Raw genomic sequence first — 21,525 nt, forward strand, 5'->3', positions numbered from 1 at the left:
GGACGAAGGAGGATACGCCGAAGGGCAGTCCGTTGGGTCCGGTCGGAGCGGGAGAAGCCCGCTCCCCCCTGGGGCCCGGTGGCCCGGGCGAACCCCATCTCGCTGGTCCACAAGCCCGTTCGGAGCCGGGTCTTGCCCAGGATGGCCGGACCGGAGTTATGGGGTAGCACACGGAGGGACCTTTTCGCCCCCCTTCCGGCCCCTGTACCCCAGGACGGCCCAAACGGCGAAAAAGACGATGGGAAAGGGCCCTTATGCCCTTTCCCATCCCCCCTGGTGGCGGCGGTGGGACTCGAACCCACGACACCACGATTATGAGTCGTGTGCTCTGACCACCTGAGCTACGCCGCCCAGCGCCAGGCAAAGCCCATCATAGGAGAGAAGGGGCTAAGGGTCAAGGTTCAACCCGATGCCCATCCCGCCCCAGACGTCCCCCTCCTCGCCCGCGCAGGCCCGGCCGAAGGGGTGGACCTAGACAATGCTCCGCTCCCCGATGAGGCTTCCCCTATGGAAGCGCTCCAGGCGAAAGGGCGTGATGTCCAGGCTCTTGGCCCGGCCGAAAAGGACCTCCTCCGCCAGCAAGCGGCCCACCATGGCCGCTTGCTGCACCCCGTGGCCGGAAAAGCCCGCCGCCAAAAGAAGCCCCTCCCCCACGAAGCCCAGGATGGGGTTGTGGTCCGGGGTGACCTCGTAGTAGCCCCACCAGCTGGCCCTCCGGTCTAGGGAAAGCCCCTCTAGGAAGGGAAAGCGGGCGAGGCCCGCCTCGAGGGTGGGCCCCAGCCAGGCCCAATCCATGCCCTCCCGGAAGCCGGGGGGCTCATGGGGGTTGGAGCGGCCAAAAAGGAGGCGCCTTCCCTCGGAGCGCAGGTAGAAGCCCGTCCCCAGGTCAACGGTGAGGGGAAAGGCGTGGGGGAAGGGCGCGGGGGCGGTGGCAAAGACCATGCGCCGCACGGGCCAGATGGGGATCTCCAGGCCAAGCGTCTTCCCCACTTCCCCCGTCCAGGCCCCCGTGCAGAGGAGAAGGAAGGGGGCCTCGTACCACCCCTTGGGGGTCTCCACCCGCCACAGGCCCCCTCGGCGCTCAGCGAAGAGAAGGGGTTCGGAGAAGCGCACCTCGGCCCCAAGCCGCCTGGCCTCCCTGAGGTAAAAGGCCGTGGCCCCGTGGGGGTCCATGACCCCGTCCATGGGGCCAAAGGTGGCGAAGGCGAGGCCCTCCTCCCTGAAGGGCACCTTCTCCCTGGCCTCCCCCAGGGTGAGCCGCTCCACGGGGACCCCCAGGGACCTTTGCGTCCTCAAGGCCTCCTCCTGATCCCCGGCCAGGGCCTCGGGGACCAGGAAGAGGTAGCCGATGGGCCGGTAGCCCGCCTCGGGGATCCCCTGGTATTCCAGGATGGAGTGGTAGGAGAGGAGGATGTTGAGGGGCTCGGAGAACTGCACCCTTACCCCTGCGGCGCTCCTGCCCGTGGACCCTTGGGCGAAGGTGGCCTCCTTCTCTAGGACCAGGACCCCTAGCCCCGCCTCCGCCAGGCGGTAGGCCGAGGCCGCGCCTAGGATCCCTGCCCCCACCACGATGGCCCGGGCCACGCCCTGAGTCTACCAGGCCTTCGACGTGGTGTAGTGTAAAAGAGGGTGTCCCTACCCCAGGAGGTGAGGCCATGCCCTTGATCACCACGGAAACCGGCAAGAAGATGCACGTCCTCGAGGACGGGCGCAAGCTCATCACCGTGATCCCCGGAGACGGCGTCGGCCCCGAGTGCGTGGAGGCCACCCTGAAGGTATTAGAGGCGGCCAAAGCTCCCCTAGCCTACGAGGTACGAGAGGCGGGGGCCAGCGTCTTCAAGAAGGGCATCGCCTCTGGGGTTCCCCAGGAGACCGTGGAGTCCATCGGCAAGACCCGGGTGGCCCTTAAGGGTCCCCTGGAGACCCCGGTGGGCTATGGGGAGAAGAGCGCCAACGTCACCCTGAGGAAGCTCTTTGAAACCTACGCCAACGTGCGCCCCGTGCGAGAGTTTCCCAACGTCCCCACCCCCTACGCGGGCCGGGGGATAGACCTCGTGGTGGTGCGGGAGAACGTGGAGGACCTTTACGCCGGGATTGAGCACATGCAGACCCCCGGCGTGGCCCAGACCCTGAAGCTCATCTCCTGGAAGGGCTCGGAGAAGATCGCCCGCTTCGCCTTTGAGTTGGTCCGGGCCGAGGGTCGGAAGAGGGTCCACTGCGCCACCAAGTCCAACATCATGAAGCTCTCCGAAGGGACCCTGAAGCGGGCCTTTGAAAAGGTGGCCCAGGACTACCCCGGGATCGAGGCCCACCACATCATCGTGGACAACGCCGCCCACCAGCTCGTGAAGAGGCCCGAGCAGTTTGAGGTGATCGTCACCACCAACATGAACGGGGACATCCTCTCGGACCTCACCTCGGGGCTCATCGGCGGCCTGGGCTTCGCCCCCTCGGCCAACATCGGGGACGAGGTGGCCATCTTTGAGGCCGTCCACGGCTCCGCCCCCAAGTACGCCGGGCAAAACGTCATCAACCCCACCGCGGTCCTCCTCTCCGCGGTGATGATGCTCCGCTACCTGGAGGAGTTCGCCACCGCTGACCTCATCGAAAACGCCCTCCTCTACACCCTCGAGGAGGGCCGGGTCCTCACGGGGGACGTGGTGGGCTACGACCGAGGGGCCAAGACCACGGAGTACACCGAGGCCATCATCCAGAACCTGGGGAAGATCCCAAAAAGGGCCCGGGTGCGGGAACACAAGCCCTTCCGCCTGCCCAAGGTGGACGGGGCCATCGCCGCCGTCGTCCCCAAAAGCCGCCGGGTGGTGGGGGTGGACGTCTTCGTGGAGACCGACCTCTTGCCCGAGCCCCTGGGGAAGGCCTTGGAGGCGTTGGCGGAGGGCACCCCCTTCCGGCTCAAGATGGTCTCCAACCGGGGCACCCAGGTCTACCCGCCCACCGGGGGGCTGACCGGATTGGTGGACCACTACCGCTGCCGCTTCCTCTACCGGGGGGAGGGGGAGGCAGGGGACGAAGAGATCCTGGACCTGGTCCGCCGCGTGGCCAGCCGCTTCCGTTGGATGCACCTGGAAAAGCTCCAGGAGTTTGACGGCGAGCCCGGCTTCACCAAGGCTCAGGGGGAGGACTAGACCAGGGCGAAGCGGGCCTCGAGGGCAGGCAGGTCCGCCTCCAGGAAGCGGAGGCGGGCCTCGGCGTTTAGGGGAAGGGGCCGGGAGAGGGCCGCCTGGGCGCTGAGCCCGAGCTCAGGGAGGAGGAAGACCCCCTGCCCCCCCCGCCTCTCCACCAGGACCCCGGGACCCTCGTACCCCTTCTCCAGCAGGTAAAGAAGGGTCCAGTGGAGCTTGCTCCGCCTCTCCCCCTCCCGCACCAGGTCGGCCACGGCCTCCGCCGCCCCCACCCGCTCCAGGACCTCCCCTTGGGCGAGGGGCCTCTCCCCCTTGAGCCAGGCCCTGAGCTGCTGGTGGGCCACCAGGTCCAGGTAGCGCCTCAAGGGGCTCGTCACCTGGGCGTAAAGGGGAAGGCCTAAGCCCTTGTGGGGGGCGGGGACCGCCTTGAGCTGGGCCCGCCGGAGGGCCTTCCTCTGCTCCCACATGGCGGCCAGGCCCTCCCCCTCGGCCCGATGGGAGGGGGCCTCCTGGGTGGCGAAGGGGAAGGGGAGGCCCTCCCTCAGGGCGAGGTGGGCGGCGGCGTAGCCCGCAAGGAGCATGGCCTCCCGCACCCAGACCCGGCTCGCGTAGGGGGGAAGGGGGGTGATCCGGATCTCCTCCCCCTCCACCCGCACCTTCACCTCGGGGAGGCTGAGGTCCAGGGCCCCTTGGGCCAGGCGCCTCTGGAGGAAAACCCCCGCCAGCTCCTTGAGGGGGGCGAGGGCCTCCACCCCTAGGGCCTCCCGGTAGGTGAGGCGCCCCACCCGCACCCAGGAGGGGAAGACCCTCTCCTCCAGAAGCTCCCCTCCTTCGGAAACCAGGAGTTCAAAGGTAAGGGCCGGGGAGACCTCCTTCAACCCCAGGCCCAGGGCTTCGGTGACCGCCGGGGGAAGCATGGGCACCGTGCCCTCGGGCAGGTAGAGGTTGGCCCCCCGGCGGAGGGCCTCCCCGTCCAAGGGGCTTCCTGGGGCCACCAGCGCGGCCACGTCCGCCACGTGCACCAGGAGGCGGAAGCCCCCCTCCACCCTTTCGGCGTAAAGGGCATCGTCCGGGTCCTGGCTCCCCTCGTCGTCGATGGCGAAGGCAAGGAGGTGGGTGAGGTCCACCCGTTCCTCCTCCGGAAGGGGGGGTACGGGGAGGTCCGGAGGAGCCAGGGGGAGCCCAAGCCGCCTGGGATGGGGGTTTTCCCGCCGCCAAACCCCAAGGCGCAGGAGAAGGGCGTGGGCGGCCTCGGGGGTTTCGGGAAGGCCCAGGGCCTTCAGGACCTGGCTCTCCCGCCGCTCCCCATAGGCCAGGGCCTCCACCTCGGCGAGAAGGGGGCGGTCCTCGAGAAGGGGCCTCCCCTCCCGAAGGCGCCCCAGGGCCTCCCCGAAGGCCCGCTCCCTCTCCTCCTTGCGCCTCCTGGCCTCCTCCAGAAGGGCCAGCTCCTCCCGGGTGCGGGCCCGGGCCTCGCCCCCCTCCAAGACGAACCTCTCCCCCTTCTGGGCCAGGAGGTAGGCCCCATAGGCGGCCTCAGGGGTATAGGCGCCATAGACCAGCTCGGCAAGCTCCCGGAGGCTCACCCTCTGGCCCTCCAGAAGCTCCCAGGCCGCCTCCTCCTCCCCCTCGAGCACCCTCAGGTCCAGGCTAGCGGGGCCGGGGTGGAGGAGGAGCACATCCTTGGGGCGGACCTTGAGCCTCTCCCCCCCTTCAAGGGTGAGCTCCAAGCGGTCCCCCTTTTCCTCCGCCAGAGCGGGCTTGCCCTTGTAGACGACCAAGGCTTTCTTGACAAGCATGGCACTCCTTTGCTACGGTAAAGCTACCAGGCCGGGAACTGCGTAGCGGGTCCCCGGCCCTACCTTTTTGGAAACACCACTAAACCATACCCCAGGTACCCGTCAGGCCCTCGGCGGAGCTTTTGGGCGACAATCCCCCAATCTACCTTTGCGGGCTTACCCAAGTATCGTCGGCCTATAGGACTCGCCACCAGGTCAGCCGGCTGAACCCCAGCTTCGTTATCCCACTTCTTCCTGAAAATCAGGCCCTCCACCCGTCCCCGCAACCTCTGAGCCCGCACATAATCCGTACCCTTTTCAATAAGACTTTCCCAAGTCCTTCTCAGGCGCTGGTCCAGACTAGCATTGCGGCTTTCGGCAATGATTCTCGCTCTGGCTCTTCGCTCCTCCGAAAGAAAAACCGGGCGCTCCACCAAAAAGCCCAGGGAAAGGTCGTATGGATCCCAAGCAGAACTTCCGTAGACCTCCAGAAGCCTACGCTTGTCCACGACCACGCTCAAAACCGTGTAATCCCAGCGCTGCATTGCGGCGTTGAGCTCCCGATAGAACCTGGCCCGGAACCCGGGGTCTTTAAGACCCTCAAACCCGTTGCGATTCCGGGTTATGTCCGCCGTGCGCAAAACCAGGTCCGGCCTGCCAAAAAGCCTTCGCTTGAGCTCTTCCATTTCCGGCTGGATCACGGAGGTATAGTGGCCCTCCTCCACCACCACCCCCGCCAGCACAAAGATGGGATAGTTGGGATCACCTCCCCCAAGAATGTGGTCCCCGGATTCGTCCAGAAAGCACAGCAACATCCCCAGGCAGTATACTAACCACCCATGGAGTGGGACCTTTCCGACCTCTACGCCTCCCCCGAGGACCCCAGGCTTTTCCAAGACCTCGAGGCCGCCCTGGCCCTGGCCCAGGGCCTGGACCCCAAGGACCTCCTCACCCCGGAGAAAGCAGGGGACCTCCTCGCCCGCTACGAGAAGGCCTTAGAGCTCGCCTATAGGCCCCTGAACTACGCCAGCCTCCACTTCGCCACCCGCACCCAGGACCCCGGGGCCAAGGCCCTCTTGGACCGGGTCAGGAACCGCTTCACCGAGGTAAGAAACCGCCTCGTCCCCCTGGAGGTGGCCCTGAGAAAGCTCCCCGAGGAGGCCTTCCAGGTCCTCCTTGCCCACCCGGGCCTTTTGGACCTCCGCCACTTCCTGAAGAGGCAGCGGGCCTACGCCCCCCACACCCTTTCGGAGCGGGAGGAGGAACTCCTAAACCTCAAGGGGCTGGTGGGCAAAAGCGCCTGGAGCCAGTTCTACACGGAGTACACGGGCCGCTTCCGCTTCCACGTGGGGGGAAAGGAGCTCACGGAGATGGAGGTGCGGGCCCTGAGGCGGGACCCCAGCCCCGAGGTGCGCCGGGAGGCCCACCGAGCCCTTTACGGGAAGCTCCTTGAGGAAGCCCCCACCCTAAGCGCCGTCTTCAACGCGGTCTATCTGGACTACCTACAGGACCTCCGCCTTAGGAACTACGGGAACCCCCTGGAGCCCGTGGCCCTAAGGGACGAGGTGGAGGTAAGGGACATCGAGGCCCTCCTTTGGGCCACGGAGGCCTTCTACCCCCTGGTGGCGCGCTACTACCTCTGGAAAGCCAAAAGGCTCGGCCTGGACAAGACCCCAAGCCAAGACCTCCTCGCCCCCCTAGGGGGGAAGCCCAAGGTGCCCTTTGCGGAGGCCAAGGAGATGGTCCTCGAGGCCTTCCGCCGCTTCTCCCCCGAGGTGGAGGCCATCGCCCGAGAGTTCTTTGAGAGGCGCTGGATAGACGTCTACCCAAGGCCGGGCAAGCGGGGCGGCGCCTTCTGCTCGGGCGGGCTTCCCTCCACCCACCCCTACATCCTCCTCAACCACACGGATGACCTGGACAGCGCCCACACCCTGGCCCACGAGCTGGGGCACGGGGTGCACTTCTACCTGGCCCGGGGCCAGCGCCTCCTCAACTTCGGGGCCTCCACCCCTCTGGCGGAGACCGCCAGCGTCTTCGCCGAGATCCTCCTGGACGACCTCCTTCTGGAAAGGCTCTCCGACGAGGAAAGGACCCTCCTCCTGGCGGAGCGGGTGGAGGACGCCATCAACACCCTCTTCCGCCAGGTGATGTACACCTTCTTTGAAAGGCGGAGCCTCCTAGCCCGCCAAGAAGCCGCCCTCCCCCCCGAGGCCTTCCACCGGATCTGGCAGGAGGAGCAGGCGCGCCTTTACGGGGAAAGCGTGGCCTGGACGGAACTGGACCAAGCCGCTTGGGCCGGCATCCCCCACTTCGTCCACTACCGCTTCTACACCTTATAGCTACGCCTTAGGCTACCTGGTGGTCCTGGCCCTCTACGGCCGCTACCGGGAGGAGGGGAAGGCCTTTGTGCCTAAGTACCTGGAGGTGCTAAAGGCGGGGGAAAAGGCGAGTCCCAAGGAGATCCTGGCCCAAGCGGGGGTGGAGCTCGCCTCCGAGGCCTTCTTCCGCTACGGGTTCGGGGTCCTGGAGGACTGGATCAAGGCCCTTCCCTAGGCAAGAATAAGGGGATGGACCTGGTCTTTCGCCCCGAGCGCTACCCCTTCCTGACCGCCGGGCTTCCCGGGGTGGGAGGGGTGATCCGCCTCCACCCCCAGGACTTCCAGGTGGAGGAGGTTCCCGCCTACTTGCCAAGCGGAGAGGGGGAGCACCTCTACCTCCTCCTGGAAAAGGAGGGCCTCACCACCCGGGAGGTCTTTGAGTTCCTGAGGGACGAGCTGGGCATACCGGAAAAGGAGATCGGGGTGGCGGGCCTCAAGGACAAGCACGCCCGCACCCAGCAGTGGTTCTCCATCCCGAGGCGCCACGAGAACGCCCTCTGCCTTCTGGAAAACCTAAGGGGGGTGAGGCTCCTCCACGCCGACCTCCACACCAACAAGCTCAGGACCGGCCACCTCAAGGGGAACCGCTTTAGGATCCTCATCCGGGAACCCCAAGGAGGGAAGGCAAGGGCGGAGGCCATCCTAAGGGCCCTGGAGCAAAGGGGCGTGCCCAATTACTACGGCCCCCAGCGCTTCGGCCTGGGGGGGGTGAACCCCGCGCGGGGGTACGAGCTGGTGAAAGGGGGCAAGGGCCGGGGAAGCCCCTGGCTGAAGCGCTTCCTGATCGGAAGCCTCCAAAGCCTCCTCTTCAACGACTGGGTGGCCCTAAGGATGGAGCGGGGCCTCTACGACCGGGTGATCCCCGGGGACTGGGCCAAGAAGCACGCCACAGGCGGGGAGTTTCTGGTGGAGGACCAGGGAGAGGCGGAAAGGGCCCTCCGCCTGGAGATCAGCGCCACCGGGCCCCTCTTCGGCCGGAAGTACCCCGAGGCGAAGGGGGAGGCCCGGGCCCTGGAGGACGAAATCCTGGCGCGCTACAACCTCGCTCGGGAAGAGTTTAGGGCCCGCCGGGGAGCCAGGCGGCCCATCCGGGTCCCCCTCTCCGAATGGCGGGTGGAGGAGGCCCCCAAAGGGCTCTGGCTTTCCTTCTTCCTCCCCAAGGGGAGCTACGCCACAAGCCTCCTCCGGGAGGTGATGAAGCAGGAGGTGGAAGCCCCGGAGGAAGAGGAATAATACCACCCAGCAGAGGGTTCCTGGGAGGCTTTTCTAAGCTGGCAGAGCGAAGGAAAAGGGTATAACCCCCCGCCCCAGGGGGCGGGGGGCTCCGCCTCCCAGCCTAGAAGCGGTAGCCCAGCTTGAGCTGGGCTGCCAAGGTGTTTCCAGCGAGGCCCAGGTCCCCGCCCAGGAAGAGGGGGCTACCCAGGGCGGCCTTCAGGTCGTACTCCAGATCGGCCCGGAAGTAGAGCTGGACATTGCCAAAGTTAAATCCCGGAACGCTCACTCCCAAGCCAGCCCCCGCCTTTAGCTCCTCGGCCAAGGGGTAGAGGTAGCGGAGAAGGAAAGCGCCGTTGAAATTTCCATTGACGTCATAGGCCAAGTCCAGGGCCGGGCGCACCTCCCCCACCGGGAGTTGGAAAAGCTGGCAGTGCCAGGAGATCTCCACCCCAAAACCCTGGGTACCGCCGATGGCTGCCAGGGAGGGCTTCAGGTCCTCCACGGCGAACTGGGCCGAGGCCATACCAAAAACGAGAAGGACCGCTGCCAATAGCTTCCTCATACCTCACCTCCTGATTCCAAGTTACCATGACGCAACAGATTTGACAAAGTTTCTGATAACTCCCCCTCCGTGGGGAGGATCCTAAGACCCATGGCCTCGAGGTGGGGTCCAGGGCCAGCCCTACCCCCCAGAGGAGAGCTGGAGGGTGCCCCAGGTTCGGCATGACCACGAAGGCGGCCACGTACGCGGCCATCTCCTCTGGGCTCATGGCAGGCCCCCCGTGCGGCCAAAGCCGGGGAGGTCCAGGAGGTAAAGGGTGTAGGGCGCCTCAAGCCCCTCCACCTCCGACCAGCGGGAGGCCTCCTCGGCCAGGAGGAGGATGGGGGGGCCCTTCCCCACCCTATGAAAGACCAGATTGAGGCCGTAAAGGTGGATGAAGCCCCGCCTCATACCCTTTCTTCCTGTTTCCTTCGCTCGGCCAGCTCAGAAAGGCCTCCCAGGAACCCCCTGCCAGGGCCCCATGCTGGCTTGGGCCAGCATGGGGTGCTCTCATAGGGCGATCCCTCCGGGAAGGGGCTTGAAGGCTTCTCCCAGGAGGAAGTCCGCCACCAGGTCCCGAACCTCCAACGGGGCCTCCCAGGGGACCAAGTGGCCCGCTCCCTCCAGGGCAAAGCGCAGGGCCTCCCCCTTGGCGAAGTCCACCGCCTCCTTCCCGTAAAGGGGCGGGGTAAAGGCGTCCAGGGCCCCCTGGACCACCAGGACCCGGGCCTCGGTGCCCCTTAGCCAGCGCCGCTCGTCGCCCAGGCCTTCCATAAGGTCCAGCCAGGCCCAAAGGCCCTCCTCGCTGAGCCCCTCCTTCCAGGCGGCGAAGATTTCCTCGCTCCCCACGCTTAGGGGCCCGAAGAAGAGGGCCCGCCCCACCCGGGCGAACCCCTCCACCCCTCCCCTTTCTAGGCCGAAGCGGAGGGCAGAAAGCCGAGCGGCCAGGAAGGCGTCTTTGCGAAGGATGGGGGAAAGGAGGACCAGGCTCCTCGCCCCCTCCCGGAAGGCGGTCTTCAAACCCTCCAGGGCCCCTTCCCCAAAGGCGATCAGGTGAAGCCCCTCCTCGGAAGGAAGCCCCTCCAGGAAGGAAAACCCGGCGGGAGGGGCAAGGAGCCCCGGGAAAAAGCGCACCTCTCCCACGCCCCCCTTTATACTCCAGGGCATGGACAAGGAAACCCTTCTGGCCAAGGAGACCCTGGACCAGACCCTGGGGGTGCACTACCTGAAGCTGGCAAAGGAAGAGGTGGTGGCCGAACTGGAGGTCTCCCCCAGGGTCCACCAGCCCTTTGGCTTCCTCCATGGCGGGGCCACGGTGGCCCTGGCGGAGAGCGTGGCCAGCCTGGGGGGGTTCCTGAACTGCCCCCCAGGGCACGCCGCCTTCGGCCTGGAGATCAACTGCAACCACATCCGAAGGAAGCGGGAGGGCACCCTCCGGGCCGTGGGCAAGCCCCTCCACGTGGGCCGCACCACCCAGGTCTGGGAGGTAAAGGTCTACGATGAAGAAGAGCGGTTGGTGGCAGCGAGCCGCTGCACCCTGGCCGTGGTCCCCCTAGAACCAGGCACGTAGCCAGGAAAGCCAGTTCCCGCCCAGAAAGCCCTCATCCCCTAGGGCCCAGAGGTCCCGGTGCCGGTCCAGGCCCTGGGGGAGGGCCTCGAGGCCAAACCCCCCATCCCAGTCCGTGCCCAGGCCCACCCCCCTTGGGCCTAGGAGGGCCTCGGCGTGGGCCTTGTGCCTTAAAAAGGCGGCGAGGGAAAGCCTCGCCATCCCCCGCTTCCAGGCGGGGTCCAGAAAGGCGTTGAAGGGGACGAGGCCCAAGACCCCGCCCCTTTGGGCCAGGGCCAAAAGGGCCTCATCGGAAAGGTGGCGGGGCGTGGGGGTGAGGGCCTGGCAGTTGGCGTGGGTGGCGCAGACGGGCCCCCCGTAGGCCTCGAGGGCGGGAAAGAGGGCCTCGTCGGCCAGGTGGGAGAGGTCCAGGGCCACCCCTAAGGCCTCCATCCCCTCAAGGAGGGCGAGGCCCTTCTCGGTCAGGGGGCCGGGCTCGGCGTTCCCCCCGGCGTAGGCGTTCCCCGTGGCCCAGGTGAGGGAGAGGAGCCTCAGGCCCCTTTCCCGAAGGGGGCGGAGGTCCTCGGGATGCGGCAAGGGGTGGGCCCCCTCCAGGAGGAGGACGAGGCCCGGGACCCCGTCCTCTGGAAAGCGCTCCAGGTGGGCCTCTAGATCTTTCCCCTCCCTCAGGATCCGCACCAGGCCCCGCCGCTCCCAGGCCTCGTAGAGGGCGAGCTGGGCGTGAAGGGCCTCTTCCCAAGCCTCCAGGTGCCCCTCCCGGGGGTCCACGAAGAGGGTGGCGAAGGCCACGGCCACCCGGGCCTCCCCAAGGGAGGGAAGGGTCACCAGGGGGGTGTCAGGGTGGGGATCGCGCTGGCGGAGGACCTCGAGGGGCAGGGTCAGGTCCTGGCCCAAGACCAAGGCGTTATGGGCCAGGTCCAAATGGGCGTCCACTAGGAAGGCGGGCATGGGAGGAGTCTACAATGGGAGGCGTGCGGCCTGAGGACCTCCCTCCCCTCCCCGAAGCCCCTGGGGTCTACCTCTGGAAGCGGGGAGAGGAGGTGCTCTACGTGGGCAAGGCCAGGAGCCTCAGAGCCCGGGTGCGGAGCTACTTCCACGCCGAAGGCAAGGCCCGGCGCACCGCCGAGGAGGCCACGGCCCTGGACTTCATCGCTACCCGGGACGAGGTGGAGGCCCTCCTCCTGGAGGCCAACCTCATCAAGGCCCACCGCCCCCCCTACAACGTCCTCCTCAAGGACGACAAGCACTACCCCTTCCTCAAGCTCACCAACGAGCCTTTCCCTACCCTCCTCGTGGTGCGGCGGGTGGAGGAGGACGGGGCCAAGTACTACGGGCCCTTCCCCGAGGCCGGGGCCCTGAGGCGCATCAAGACCCTTATTGACCGCCTCTTCCCCCTAAGGAAGAACTCGGGCTACCCCATGAGGAGGAGGCGCTTCCCCTGCCTCAACCATAGCCTGGGCCGCTGCCTCGCCCCTTGCGTGGGCCTGGCGGACCCCGAGGCCTACGGGGAGGCGGTGCGCCAGGTGGAGGCGGTCCTCGAGGGCCGGGTGGAGGGGCTTCTGGAGGAGCTTGAGGCCAAGATGCGGGAGGCCGCCAGGAGGCTTGAGTTTGAGCGGGCGGCGGAGATCCGCGACCAGATGGAGGCCCTAAGGGCCTTCTTCTCCACCGCCCAGCAGGCCTTTGATCCCGAGCTTGGCGACCTGGACTTCCTGGGCATGGCCCGGGCGGGGGCCCTCGCCGTGGTCCAACTCTACCAGGTGCGCTCCGGGCGCATCCTGGGCCGGATCAGCCGGGTAGTGGAGAAGGAGGAGGCCACGGACGAGGAGATCCTCTGGGCCTTCCTAAGGGACCACTACCTGGAGGCCTCCCCCCTCCCCCCCCTCATCCTCCTCCCCTTCCCCCTGGAGGACCTGGAGGGCCTGGCCGAGCTCCTAAAGCGGCGGGCGGGGAGGCGGGTGGAGCTTCGGGTTCCCAAGCGGGGGGAGAAGCAGAGGCTCCTTGAGCTGGCGGAAAAGAACGCCAGGCTGGCCCTGGAAAGCGAGCTCAAGCTTCTGGAAAGGCGGGGGGACCACCCGGGGCTTAAGGCCTTGCAGGAACTCCTGGGGCTTTCCCGGCGGCCTTTCCGCATAGAGGGCTACGACGTGAGCCACCTTCAGGGCCAAGCCCGGGTCTTCTCCATGGCGGTCATGGAGGGGGGAAGGCCCAAAAAGGCCGAGTACCGCAGGATGCGCCTTAAGGCGGGAAACGACGACTACGCCGCCATGGAGGAGGGGGTCTTCCGCCGCTTCACGGGAAGCCTCAAGGAGATGCCCCTCCCCGACCTCCTCCTCATCGACGGGGGCCTGGGCCAGGTGCGGGCAGCCCTAAAGGCCCTGGAGCGGGCGGGCCTCTCCCTCCCCCTGGTGGGCCTGGCCAAAAGGGAAGAGGTCCTCATCACCCCGGAAGGGCGGGAGCTCCGCCTCCCCCTCACCCACCCGGCCCTCCAGCTCCTCATCCACCTCCGGGACGAGGCCCACCGGAATGGCCTCCGCTACCACCAAAGGAAGCGGCAGGAGGAGGCCTTCAAGGTCCTGGAGGGCATTCCCGGCATCGGAGAGGTGCGGAAAAGGCTTCTTCTGGAGCGCTACGGGGGGCTCAAGGCCCTGGAGGAGGCTCCCCTGGAGGAGCTGGCCCGCCTGCCTGGGATGAACCGAAAAGCGGCCCAGGCCCTCAAGGAGGGCCTCAAAGAAGGTACGCCCAATCAGATATGATGGCCCCCTGATGGTGCGCCGCGCCCTGGAAGAGGCCATCCACCACGCCCTCATGGAGATGGGCCTGGACCTCCGCCTCAAGGTGGCCAAGGCCCCCAAGGACAAGCCCGGGGACTACGGAATCCCCCTCTTCGCCCCCGCCAAGGAGCTAAGGAAGCCCCCCCAGGCCATCGCCCTGGAGCTCAAGGCCCGCCTCAGGCTTCCCCCCTTCGTGGAGGAGGCCATCCCCGTGGGGGGGTACCTCAACTTCCGCCTGCGTACGGAGGACCTCCTCAAAGAAGCCCTGCGCCCCAAAGGCCCCTTGCCCAGGCGGGAGGGCCTGGTCCTCATTGAGCACACCTCGGTGAACCCCAACAAGGAGCTCCACGTGGGCCACCTCAGGAACATCGTCCTGGGGGACAGCCTGGCCCGCATCCTGGCCTTTTCGGGGCGGGAGGTCCTGGTCCTCAACTACATTGACGACACTGGCCGCCAGGCGGCGGAAACCCTCTTCGCCCTCAAGCACTACGGCCTCACCTGGGACGGGGAGGAGAAGTACGACCACTTCGCCGGCAAGGCCTACGTGCGCCTCCACCAGGACCCGGACTACGAGGGGCTTGCCGAGGGGATTGAGGAGGTCCTCCACGCCCTGGAACGGGGGGAACTCAGGGAGGAGGTGAACCGGATCCTCCTGGCCCAGCTCGCCACCATGCGCGCCCTCGCCGCCCACTATGACCTTTTGGTCTGGGAGTCGGACATCGTGCGGGCAGGCCTTCTGGGGAAGGCCCTGGCCCTCCTGGGGCGGAGCCCCCACGTCTTCCGGCCCACGGAGGGGAAGTACGCCGGAGCCCTGGTGATGGACGCTAGCCCCTTCATCCCGGGCCTCGAGGACCCCCACTTCGTCCTGGTGCGCTCCGGCGGGGCCGCCACCTACTACGCCAAGGACATCGCCTTCCAGTTCTGGAAGATGGGCCTCCTGGAGGGCCTGCGCTTCCGGCCCTACGAGAACCCCCACTACCCGGGCCTCCGGACCAGCGCCCCCGAGGGGGAGGCCTACACCCCGAGGGCCAAGGAGACCATCAACGTCATTGACGTGCGCCAAAGCCACCCCCAGGCCCTGGTGCGGGCCGCCCTGGCCCTGGCGGGGCACCCGGAGCTGGCCGAGAGGGCCTTTCACCTGGCCTACGAGACCGTGCTCTTGGAAGGCAAGCAGATGTCCGGGCGGAAGGGGCTTGCCGTGAGCGTGGACGAGGTCCTGGAGGAGGCCAGGAGGCGGGCCCTAAGGGTTATAGAGGAGAAGAACCCCGAGCACCCCGACAAGGAGGAGGCCGCCCGGATGGTGGCCCTGGGGGCCATCCGCTTCGCCATGAGCAAGGCCGAGCCCAAAAGGCAGATAGACTTCCGCTACGGGGAGGCCCTCTCCTTTGAGGGGGACACGGGGCCCTACGTCCAGTACGCTCACGCCCGGGCCCACGCCATCCTGCGCAAAGCGGGGGAGTGGGGCCCCCCGGACCTGGCCCAGGCCACCCCCTACGAGAGGGGCCTGGCCCTGGCCCTTCTGGACTTTGAGGAGGCGGTCTTGGAATCGGCCGAGGAGAAGAGCCCCCACATCCTGGCCCAGTACCTCCTGGACCTCGCCGCCTCTTGGAACGCCTACTACAACGCCAAGGAGGAGGGCCGCCCGGCCACCCCCGTGCTCACCGGCCCGGAGGGCCTTAGGGAGCTCCGCCTGGAGCTGGTCAAGAGCCTCCAGGAGACCCTGAAGACCGGCCTCGGCCTCTTGGGCATCCCCGCCCCTGAGGTAATGTGAGGGTATGGGCCGCCCACTCCTCCTTGGCCTCCTTCTCGCCTTGGCCCTGGTCCTGGGCCAGCGCCTCACCGCCCCCGAGGAGATCGCCCGGAGCCAGGTCATCCAAAGGGCCCTCCCCGCCGTGGTGCGCATCCAGGGCACCGCCCCCACCAGCGAAGGAGGGGCGGTGGGTACGGGCTTCTTCGTGAGCCCCTTTCGGGTGGTGACCAACTACCACGTGGTCCAGGACCTCACCGACCTCACCGTGCGCCTTCACGACGGACGCACCTTCCCCGCGGAGCGCTTCGCCGTGGACCCGGGGATTGACCTGGCCCTCCTCACGGTGAGAGGGGTGCAGGCCCCTGGGGTCCTCGGTTTCAGCAGGGTGCCGGCCGCCAGCCTTCCCTTGGGGATGGGGGTCATCCTGGTGGGGTTCCCCTTCGGCCAGGGTCCCCTGGCCTCCTCCGGCATCCTGGCTGGGGTGGGCCCCCTCGAGGTCCCCACCCCCGACCCCAGCATCGGGGCCGAGGTGGGGGAGTACCTCTTCACCGACGCCCCCCTGACCGTGGGCAACTCGGGAAGCCCCCTCATGAGCCTCCAGGGGGAGGTGATTGGGGTAGTGGCGGACATGATCGGGGGGCCTTCGGGGTTGGGGGGGATCGGGGCCGCCATCCCTGCGGAGCTTTCGGCCCAGAGCGTGCAGGACCTGGAGCGCTTCGGCATCCCGCAACGGGGCTGGCTAGGGGCGAGCCTGGTCTCCTTGGAGGAGCTCCCCCCCGTTCTCCTCAGGGCCGTGGGCCTCACCACCACGCAAGGGGCCATGGTGGACCGGGTGGAACCGGGTAGCCCCGCCGCCCGGGCGGGCCTGAGGGGGGCGCAGCGGGACCCCCAGGGCCGCCTGGTGGCCCTGGGGGACGTGATCCTGGCCATCAACGGCAAGCCGGTGAAGGACAAGGCCGAGGTGGTGCGCCAGATCGCCCGCTTCCGCCCCGGGGACCGGGTGCGCCTCACGCTCTGGCGGGAGGGGCGGAGGCTGGAGGCCACCCTGGTCATGATGGCCCGCCCGAGGAGGTGAGGGGTGTACCTGGCCGTGGAAGGCCCCATCGGGGCGGGCAAGACCACCCTGGCCCGGCTCCTTTCGGAGGCCCTGGGGGCTGAGCCCCTTCTGGAGGTGGTGGAGGAAAACCCCTTCCTCCCCCTCTTCTACCAGGACCGGCGGCGCTACGCCTTCAAGGCCCAGGTCTTCTTCCTCCTCTCCCGCTTCCGCCAGCTCGCCCCCTTGAGGGAGAGGCCCCTCTTCGGCGGGGTGGTGGCCGACTACCTCCTGGACAAGGACCCCATCTTCGCCAGCCTCAACCTCGAGGGCCCGGAGTGGGACCTCTACCTGGAGCTCTACCGGGAGCTGGCCCCCAAGGTGCCCCCGCCCGACCTCACGGTCTACCTAAAGGCCCCGGTCCCCGTCCTCCTGGAGCGCATCCAAAGGAGGGGGCGGCCCTTTGAGAGGGGGATGGACCCCGCCTACCTGGAGGCCCTCTCCGAGGCCTACGAGCGCCACTTCGCCCGCTACCCCCATCCCCTCCTCGTCCTGGAGGCGGAGGGGCTGGACTTCAGCCCAGGAGGCCCCCACCGGGAGGAGGTGGTGGCCCTGGTAAGGGCCCACCTGGCCAAGGAGGGAAGGCCCTGATGTACGTCGCTATCGCCGGCAACATCGGCAGCGGCAAGAGCACCCTCACCGCCCTCCTCGCCGAGGCCTTTGGCCTAAAGCCCGTCTACGAGGCGGTGAGCGAAAACCCCTATCTGGAGGACTTCTACCGGGACATGGGGGCCTACGCCTTCCACTCCCAGGTCTTCTTCCTGGCCCGGCGGGTGCGCCAGCACCTCCTGGAGGTGAACGGGAACCCCCGCGTGGTCCAGGACCGGACCGTCTACGAGGACGCCTTCGTCTTCGCCCGGAACCTCTACCGGGAGGGCTACCTCTCCGAGCGGGACTGGCGGACCTACATGGACCTCTTCCAGAGCGTCTCCCCGGCCCTCAGGAAGCCTGACCTCCTCATCTACCTCAGGGCAAGCCTCCCCACCTTGAGGGCCAGGATCCTAAAGCGGGGCCGCCCCTTTGAAAAGGGCATCCCCGACCGCTACCTCCTCTCCCTGAACGCCCTCTACGAGGAGCTGATGGCCTCCTGGGAACTATGCCCGGTGGCGGTGGTGGAGGCGGACCGGGTAGACTTCGTGGAGAGGGAGGAGGATCGTAAAGCCCTCCTGGAGGCCCTAGGCCGGAGGATCTGCCCGTGACGCTAAAGGAACTCTTCGCCCCCTTCGGGAAGGAAGCCCCGCCCCTTCCCGTGCGGGGCCTCACCCAGGACTCGAGGCGGGTGGAGCCGGGCTTCGTCTTCGTGGCCATCCCCGGTGTCCCCCTCCCCCACCGCAAGCCCCTGGACGGGCACGCGTTCATCCTCGAGGCCCTGGGGCGGGGGGCCATCGCCGCGGTGGGGGAGCGGGACCTCACCCTCCCCGTCCCCTATCTGAGGGTGGCGGACAGCCGAGAGGCCCTGGCCCTCCTCTCCCGGCGCTTCTATGGGGAGCCGGACCGCTCCCTCACCCTCTTCGGGGTCACGGGCTCCAAGGGGAAGAGCACCACGGCCTTCCTCCTCCACCACCTCCTGGAGGAGGCCGCCCTCCTTTCCACCGTGGGCCTGCGGCTGGGGAAGGAGGCGAGGCCTCCCGTGGGCCACTTCACCACCCCCGAGGCCCCCGAGGTCTACGCCTTCTTGCGGGAGGCTTTGGACCGGGGGCTCAAGAGGGCGGTGCTGGAGGTTTCCAGCCACGCCCTGGCCCTCAAGCGGGTGGAGGGGCTCACCTTCGGGGTGGGGGTGTTTGTGAGCTTCTACCCCGACGACCACCTGGACCTCCACGGCACCCCCGAGGCCTACTTCCAGGCCAAGGCCCTTTTGGTGGAGCGCTCGGAGCTGGCCATCCTGAGCGCGGGGCTTCCCCACCTGGACCGCCTCCGCAGGAGGCCCCACCTCCTCTTCGGCCCCGGGGGGGAGGTGTGGGCGGAAGGGGTGCGGGAAGGGGCGGAGGGCCTCCGCTTCACCCTTCACACCCCCTGGGGCAAGGGGGAGGCCTTCTTGCCCATGCTGGGGGTCTACAACGTGGAAAACGCCCTGGCCGCCAGCGCCGCCGCCCTGGCCCAGGGAACGCCCCTGGAAAGGGTTTTGCAGGGCCTGGCGGGCTTCCCCGGGGTGCCAGGGCGGATGGAGGTGGTGCAGGAAAAGCCCTTCCGGGTGGTGATAGACTTCGCCCATACGGGGAAGAGCCTCGAGGCCGCCCTCAAGACCCTGAGGGCCACCACCCAAGGGCGGCTTCTCCTGGTGGTGGGGGCGGCGGGGGAAAGGGACCCTAGGAGACGGGAAGATCTCGGCCGGGTGGCGGCCCGCCTGGCGGACAAGGCCTTCTTCACCGAGGAGGACCACCGCACGGAGGACCTTTGGGCCATCCTGGAGGCCCTGGCGGAGGCGGCCAGGGAGGAAGGCGGGGTTTTTGAGCTCGTCCCCCAGCGGGTGGAGGCCATCCTCAGGGCCATCCTGGAAGCCCAAGAAGGGGACACGGTACTCCTGGCGGGCAAGGGGCACGAGGGCACCCTGGAACGGGGAAGGGAGGCCCTTCCCTGGGACGAAAGGGAGGCGGCCCTGAAGGCCCTAAGGCTCAGGGCACAGGCTGAAGGCTCCTCACCCCGGGAAGGGGAGGCCTGAGGGCGGAAAGCCACCCGGCGAAGGCCTCTAAACCCCTCCGGTACATGGCCTGGCGCTTCTCCCTCTTGCCCATCCGCCCCTCTAGGGGTGGCACCAGGCCCCAGTTGGCGTTCATGGGCTGGAAGTTCTCCGGGTTGGCCGTGGCCAGGAAGCGGACCAGCCCCCCCAGCATGCTCGCCTCAGGGGGAGCAGTGGGCTCCAGGCCTAAGGCGCGCCGGGCGGCGTTTAACCCCGCCAAAAAGCCGGTGGCGGCGCTTTCCAGATACCCCTCCACCCCCGCCAGGACCCCGGCGGCGAAGAGGCCCTCGGCCTCCTGGAACTCCAGGGTCTCCCGGAGAAGCCTCGGGGCGTTCAGGTAGGTGTTCCGGTGCATCACCCCGTAGCGGACGATCTCGGCGTTCTCCAGGCCGGGGATCATCTGGATGAGGCGCCTCTGCTCGGGCCACTTGAGCCCGGTCTGGAAGCCCACCAGGCTCCACATCCGCCCCGCCTTGTCCTCCTGGCGAAGCTGGACCACGGCGAAGGGCTCCTTTCCCGTCCTAGGGTCCACGAGCCCCACGGGCTTCATGGGGCCATAGAGGAGGGTCTGGTACCCCCTCCTGCCCAGCTCCTCCACGGGCACGCAGGCCTCAAAGAACTGGAGGTTCTCCCACTCGTGGGGGGTGTGCCGCTCCGCCGAAACCAGGGCCTCGTGGAACCGGCGGTACTCCTCCTCGGTCAGGGGGCAGTTGAGGTAGTCGGCGCTCTGGCCGTAGCGCCCGGCGCGGAAGCACTTGGAGAGGTCTATGCTCTCGTAGAGGACGATGGGGCTTGCGGCGTCGTAGTAGGCGAGGAAGTGGTCGCCAAAGCGCCCCCTTAGGGCCTCGGCCAGGCTCTCGGAGGTGAGGGGCCCCGTGGCCAGGACGGTGATCCCCTGGGGGATCTCCCCCGCCTCCTCCCGCACCACCTCGAGGAGGGGATGGGCCAGAAGCCTTTCCGTGATGCCCTGGGAAAAGAGCTCCCGGTCCACGGCCAAGGCCCCGCCCGCGGGCACCCGGGCCTCCTCCGCCGCCTCCATGACCAGGCTCCCCAAAAGGCGCATCTCCGCCTGGAGGAGGCCCTTGGCCTGGGTCTCCCCTTCCCCCCCTAGGGAGTTGGAGCAGACGATCTCGGCGAGGCGGTCCGTGGCGTGGGCCGGGGTCATGCGCTTAGGGCGCATCTCGTAGAGGCGCACGGGGATGCCCAGGCGCAAAAGGGTCCAGGCGGCCTCGCTCCCAGCGAGGCCCCCTCCCACCACGTTCACCCGTTCCATCCTCCAGATGGTAGCACCAGGAGGCCCTTGGGAAAAGTGGTCTATAATGGCCCCATGGCGGTGCGGCACCGGTTCCGGGTGGAGGAGGTCCTGGCCCTGGCCAGCCTCCACCCCGAGGCCCGCCTGGAGCTTCTGGACGGCGAGGTCTACGAGATGGCTCCCCCTTCCAGCCAGCACGCCGGCCTCCTGGACTGGCTCCTCCACGCCCTGGCTCCCAAGGTCCAGGGCCTGGCCCAGATCCGGGTGCAAAGCCCCCTCTACCTCTCCGCCCACAGCCTGCCCCTCCCCGACCTCCTCCTCCTAAAGCCCCGGGAGGACTTCTACACCCAGGACCACCCCCGCCCCAAGGACGTTCTCCTCCTGGTGGAGGTGAGCCTCTCCACGGAGGCCTGGGACCGGGAAAAGAAGCTTCCCCTCTACGCCGAGGCCGGGGTTCCCGAGGTCTGGCTCCTCACCCGGGAGGCCCTTCAGGTCTTTAGGAGGCCGGAAGGGGGGGCTTACGGGGAGAGCTTTTCCGTGCTCAGGGGGGGAAGGGTAACCCCCCTCCTCCTCCCCCAGGCCGAGCTCCTTTACCATCCCCCCTTATGAGCCTGGCCAAGCGCATCATCCCCTGCCTGGACGTCCACAGAGGCCGCGTGGTCAAGGGGGTGAACTTCGTGAACCTCAAGGACGCGGGGGACCCCGTGGAGGCCGCCCGGGCCTACGACGAGGCGGGGGCGGACGAGCTCGTCTTCCTGGACATCTCCGCCACCCACGAGGAGAGGGCCATCCTCCTAGAGGTGGTGGCCCAGGTGGCGGAAAGGGTCTTCATCCCCCTCACCGTGGGCGGGGGGGTGCGCTCCCTGGAGGACGCCAGGCGGCTCCTCCTGGCTGGGGCGGACAAGGTGAGCGTGAACTCGGCGGCGGTGCGGCGCCCCGGGCTCATCGGGGAGCTCGCCGACCACTTCGGCGCCCAGGCCGTGGTCCTGGCCATAGACGCCAGGTGGCGGGGGGAGTTCCCCGAGGTCTATGTGGCGGGGGGGCGGATCCCCACGGGCCTCCACGCCGTGGAGTGGGCGGTGAGGGGGGCGGAGCTGGGGGCCGGGGAGATCCTCCTCACCAGCATGGACCGGGACGGGACCAAGGAAGGCTACGACCTCCGGCTCACAGAGCTGGTGGCCCAGGCGGTGAACGTCCCCGTGATCGCCAGCGGGGGGGCGGGGAGGATGGAGCACTTCCTCCAGGCCTTCCAGGCGGGGGCCGAGGCCGCCTTGGCCGCCAGCGTCTTCCACTTCGGGGAGATCCCCATCCCAGAACTCAAGGCCTTCCTGGCGGAAAAGGGCCTCCACGTGCGGCTAGACTAGGG

The 21,525-nt window shown here is 68.0% G+C and carries 19 protein-coding genes, 1 tRNA gene and 1 pseudogene; 12 read left to right on the forward strand and 9 right to left on the reverse strand.

From position 1 onward, the window contains the following. Positions 1 to 274: 274 nt before the first annotated feature. Both ATI37_RS03945 and ATI37_RS03950 read right to left on the reverse strand, forming a co-directional pair. Positions 275 to 351 (reverse strand) — tRNA-Met (locus ATI37_RS03945). Between the two features lie 120 nt (positions 352 to 471). Further along, entirely contained in the window at positions 472 to 1,584 is a 1,113-nt protein-coding gene (locus ATI37_RS03950; protein WP_117237205.1) for an NAD(P)/FAD-dependent oxidoreductase, read from the reverse strand. A 71-nt stretch (positions 1,585 to 1,655) separates the two neighbouring features. On the opposite strand from ATI37_RS03950, the gene ATI37_RS03955 reads away from it, so the two are divergent. Next, positions 1,656 to 3,146: an NADP-dependent isocitrate dehydrogenase gene (locus tag ATI37_RS03955; RefSeq protein ID WP_117237206.1), complete on the forward strand. Its 1,491-nt coding sequence runs from the start codon at positions 1,656 to 1,658 to the stop codon at positions 3,144 to 3,146. Here the strand turns inward: ATI37_RS03955 and ATI37_RS03960 are convergent. Next, positions 3,143 to 4,939, reverse strand: a complete 1,797-nt coding sequence (locus tag ATI37_RS03960) for an RNB domain-containing ribonuclease (RefSeq protein WP_117237207.1) — start codon at positions 4,937 to 4,939, stop codon at positions 3,143 to 3,145. The two genes, ATI37_RS03955 and ATI37_RS03960, sit on opposite strands and share 4 nt — an antisense overlap. Before the next feature lie 59 nt (positions 4,940 to 4,998). Beyond that, complete coding sequence (locus tag ATI37_RS03965) at positions 4,999 to 5,733, reverse strand: DUF3800 domain-containing protein (RefSeq protein ID WP_117237208.1); 735 nt, start codon at positions 5,731 to 5,733, stop codon at positions 4,999 to 5,001. A gap of 24 nt (positions 5,734 to 5,757) precedes the next feature. On the opposite strand from ATI37_RS03965, the pseudogene ATI37_RS03970 reads away from it, so the two are divergent. Together ATI37_RS03970 and truD are read left to right on the forward strand one after the other, a co-directional pair. Beyond that, positions 5,758 to 7,471, forward strand: a pseudogene (locus ATI37_RS03970) (M3 family oligoendopeptidase). A 14-nt stretch (positions 7,472 to 7,485) separates the two neighbouring features. After that, positions 7,486 to 8,529 (forward strand): tRNA pseudouridine(13) synthase TruD, encoded by a 1,044-nt coding sequence (gene truD, locus ATI37_RS03975; protein WP_117237209.1) that lies wholly within the window; start codon positions 7,486 to 7,488, stop codon positions 8,527 to 8,529. 103 nt (positions 8,530 to 8,632) lie between these two features. Here truD and ATI37_RS03980 read toward each other — a convergent pair whose 3' ends face one another. From ATI37_RS03980 to ATI37_RS03990, 3 genes are all read right to left on the reverse strand, one after another. Next, positions 8,633 to 9,073 carry a hypothetical protein gene (locus tag ATI37_RS03980; protein WP_117237210.1) on the reverse strand — a complete coding sequence of 147 codons (441 nt, stop codon included), beginning with the start codon at positions 9,071 to 9,073 and terminating at the stop codon, positions 8,633 to 8,635. 204 nt (positions 9,074 to 9,277) lie between these two features. Further along, positions 9,278 to 9,463: a hypothetical protein gene (locus tag ATI37_RS12565; protein ID WP_332871152.1), complete on the reverse strand. Its 186-nt coding sequence runs from the start codon at positions 9,461 to 9,463 to the stop codon at positions 9,278 to 9,280. Positions 9,464 to 9,562: 99 nt separating this feature from the next. Beyond that, positions 9,563 to 10,195, reverse strand: coding sequence for an alpha/beta fold hydrolase (locus tag ATI37_RS03990; RefSeq protein WP_198665500.1), 633 nt, complete (start codon positions 10,193 to 10,195; stop codon positions 9,563 to 9,565). Between the two features lie 22 nt (positions 10,196 to 10,217). Here ATI37_RS03990 and ATI37_RS03995 point away from each other — a divergent pair, with 22 nt between their 5' ends. Next, entirely contained in the window at positions 10,218 to 10,622 is a 405-nt protein-coding gene (locus ATI37_RS03995) for a PaaI family thioesterase (RefSeq protein WP_117237211.1), read from the forward strand. Here ATI37_RS03995 and ATI37_RS04000 read toward each other — a convergent pair. After that, positions 10,605 to 11,567 carry a dipeptidase gene (locus ATI37_RS04000; RefSeq protein WP_117237212.1) on the reverse strand — a complete coding sequence of 321 codons (963 nt, stop codon included), beginning with the start codon at positions 11,565 to 11,567 and terminating at the stop codon, positions 10,605 to 10,607. The genes ATI37_RS03995 and ATI37_RS04000 overlap by 18 nt on opposite strands. Before the next feature lie 14 nt (positions 11,568 to 11,581). Between ATI37_RS04000 and uvrC the strand changes: the two genes are divergently transcribed. The 6 genes from uvrC to ATI37_RS04030 are packed head-to-tail and all read left to right on the forward strand — an operon-like array spanning position 11,582 to position 18,889. Further along, on the forward strand, positions 11,582 to 13,369 hold the full coding sequence (gene uvrC / locus ATI37_RS04005; RefSeq protein WP_198665501.1) for an excinuclease ABC subunit UvrC: 1,788 nt from the start codon (positions 11,582 to 11,584) through the stop codon (positions 13,367 to 13,369). A 10-nt stretch (positions 13,370 to 13,379) separates the two neighbouring features. Then, positions 13,380 to 15,158, forward strand: a complete 1,779-nt coding sequence (locus ATI37_RS04010; protein WP_117237214.1) for an arginine--tRNA ligase — start codon at positions 13,380 to 13,382, stop codon at positions 15,156 to 15,158. A gap of 4 nt (positions 15,159 to 15,162) precedes the next feature. After that, the gene (locus ATI37_RS04015) at positions 15,163 to 16,212 is read left to right on the forward strand and encodes a S1C family serine protease (RefSeq protein WP_117237215.1); all 1,050 of its coding nucleotides are present in this window, start codon (positions 15,163 to 15,165) and stop codon (positions 16,210 to 16,212) included. Between the two features lie 3 nt (positions 16,213 to 16,215). Next, positions 16,216 to 16,821, forward strand: a complete 606-nt coding sequence (locus ATI37_RS04020; protein ID WP_117237216.1) for a deoxynucleoside kinase — start codon at positions 16,216 to 16,218, stop codon at positions 16,819 to 16,821. Further along, positions 16,821 to 17,429, forward strand: coding sequence for a deoxynucleoside kinase (locus ATI37_RS04025; RefSeq protein ID WP_117237217.1), 609 nt, complete (start codon positions 16,821 to 16,823; stop codon positions 17,427 to 17,429). The genes ATI37_RS04020 and ATI37_RS04025 overlap by 1 nt, the downstream gene beginning before the upstream one ends. Beyond that, a complete protein-coding gene (locus ATI37_RS04030; protein WP_408646641.1) occupies positions 17,426 to 18,889 on the forward strand; it encodes a Mur ligase family protein in 1,464 nt (487 codons plus the stop codon). The genes ATI37_RS04025 and ATI37_RS04030 overlap by 4 nt, the downstream gene beginning before the upstream one ends. Here ATI37_RS04030 and trmFO read toward each other — a convergent pair. After that, positions 18,843 to 20,180, reverse strand: a complete 1,338-nt coding sequence (gene trmFO / locus ATI37_RS04035; RefSeq protein ID WP_117237219.1) for a methylenetetrahydrofolate--tRNA-(uracil(54)-C(5))-methyltransferase (FADH(2)-oxidizing) TrmFO — start codon at positions 20,178 to 20,180, stop codon at positions 18,843 to 18,845. The genes ATI37_RS04030 and trmFO overlap by 47 nt on opposite strands. Before the next feature lie 54 nt (positions 20,181 to 20,234). Here trmFO and ATI37_RS04040 point away from each other — a divergent pair, with 54 nt between their 5' ends. Continuing rightward, positions 20,235 to 20,768 (forward strand): Uma2 family endonuclease, encoded by a 534-nt coding sequence (locus ATI37_RS04040; protein WP_117237220.1) that lies wholly within the window; start codon positions 20,235 to 20,237, stop codon positions 20,766 to 20,768. Next, complete coding sequence (gene hisF / locus ATI37_RS04045; protein ID WP_117237221.1) at positions 20,765 to 21,523, forward strand: imidazole glycerol phosphate synthase subunit HisF; 759 nt, start codon at positions 20,765 to 20,767, stop codon at positions 21,521 to 21,523. Before ATI37_RS04040 ends, hisF begins: the two co-directional genes overlap by 4 nt. The last annotated feature ends 2 nt before the right edge of the window (positions 21,524 to 21,525 follow it).

The organism is Thermus sediminis (assembly GCF_003426945.1).
Taxonomy (GTDB): Bacteria; Deinococcota; Deinococci; order Deinococcales; family Thermaceae; genus Thermus; species Thermus sediminis.